Source organism: Cedecea selenatireducens (assembly GCF_042138895.1).
GTDB classification, from domain to species: Bacteria; Pseudomonadota; Gammaproteobacteria; order Enterobacterales; family Enterobacteriaceae; genus Cedecea; species Cedecea selenatireducens.
Genome location: NZ_JBHIKW010000033.1, coordinates 1 through 1737 on the forward strand (window position 1 = coordinate 1; position 1737 = coordinate 1737).

1 rRNA gene is annotated in these 1737 nt (G+C 52.3%); it reads left to right on the forward strand.

What is annotated here, in order from left to right:
• Nucleotides 1-149 precede the first annotated feature (149 nt).
• A 16S ribosomal RNA gene (locus ACE38U_RS22345) occupies nt 150-1689 on the forward strand.
• Nucleotides 1690-1737: the final 48 nt, after the last annotated feature.

Sequence of the window (1737 nt, forward strand, 5' to 3'; positions counted from 1 at the left end):
CACTGCTCTTTAACAATTTATCAGACAATCTGTGTGGGCACTCGCAGGATTGATATCTCAGCATCTTCGGATGCAACAAAATATCAAGTCTTGAAGAGTGACTACTGATTTTATAAACAGTTTTAATTCTTTGAGCATCAAACACTTTTAAATTGAAGAGTTTGATCATGGCTCAGATTGAACGCTGGCGGCAGGCCTAACACATGCAAGTCGAGCGGTAGCACAGGGAGCTTGCTCCTGGGTGACGAGCGGCGGACGGGTGAGTAATGTCTGGGGATCTGCCTGATGGAGGGGGATAACTACTGGAAACGGTAGCTAATACCGCATAACGTCGCAAGACCAAAGAGGGGGACCTTCGGGCCTCTTGCCATCAGATGAACCCAGATGGGATTAGCTAGTAGGTGGGGTAATGGCTCACCTAGGCGACGATCCCTAGCTGGTCTGAGAGGATGACCAGCCACACTGGAACTGAGACACGGTCCAGACTCCTACGGGAGGCAGCAGTGGGGAATATTGCACAATGGGCGCAAGCCTGATGCAGCCATGCCGCGTGTATGAAGAAGGCCTTCGGGTTGTAAAGTACTTTCAGCGAGGAGGAAGGCATTAAGGTTAATAACCTTAGTGATTGACGTTACTCGCAGAAGAAGCACCGGCTAACTCCGTGCCAGCAGCCGCGGTAATACGGAGGGTGCAAGCGTTAATCGGAATTACTGGGCGTAAAGCGCACGCAGGCGGTTTGTTAAGTCGGATGTGAAATCCCCGGGCTCAACCTGGGAACTGCATTCGAAACTGGCAAGCTTGAGTCTTGTAGAGGGGGGTAGAATTCCAGGTGTAGCGGTGAAATGCGTAGAGATCTGGAGGAATACCGGTGGCGAAGGCGGCCCCCTGGACAAAGACTGACGCTCAGGTGCGAAAGCGTGGGGAGCAAACAGGATTAGATACCCTGGTAGTCCACGCCGTAAACGATGTCGACTTGGAGGTTGTGCCCTTGAGGCGTGGCTTCCGGAGCTAACGCGTTAAGTCGACCGCCTGGGGAGTACGGCCGCAAGGTTAAAACTCAAATGAATTGACGGGGGCCCGCACAAGCGGTGGAGCATGTGGTTTAATTCGATGCAACGCGAAGAACCTTACCTACTCTTGACATCCAGAGAACTTTCCAGAGATGGATTGGTGCCTTCGGGAACTCTGAGACAGGTGCTGCATGGCTGTCGTCAGCTCGTGTTGTGAAATGTTGGGTTAAGTCCCGCAACGAGCGCAACCCTTATCCTTTGTTGCCAGCGGTTCGGCCGGGAACTCAAAGGAGACTGCCAGTGATAAACTGGAGGAAGGTGGGGATGACGTCAAGTCATCATGGCCCTTACGAGTAGGGCTACACACGTGCTACAATGGCGCATACAAAGAGAAGCGACCTCGCGAGAGCAAGCGGACCTCATAAAGTGCGTCGTAGTCCGGATTGGAGTCTGCAACTCGACTCCATGAAGTCGGAATCGCTAGTAATCGTAGATCAGAATGCTACGGTGAATACGTTCCCGGGCCTTGTACACACCGCCCGTCACACCATGGGAGTGGGTTGCAAAAGAAGTAGGTAGCTTAACCTTCGGGAGGGCGCTTACCACTTTGTGATTCATGACTGGGGTGAAGTCGTAACAAGGTAACCGTAGGGGAACCTGCGGTTGGATCACCTCCTTACCTAAAAGATACAAACCCGCGTAGTGCTCACACAGATTGTCTGATAGA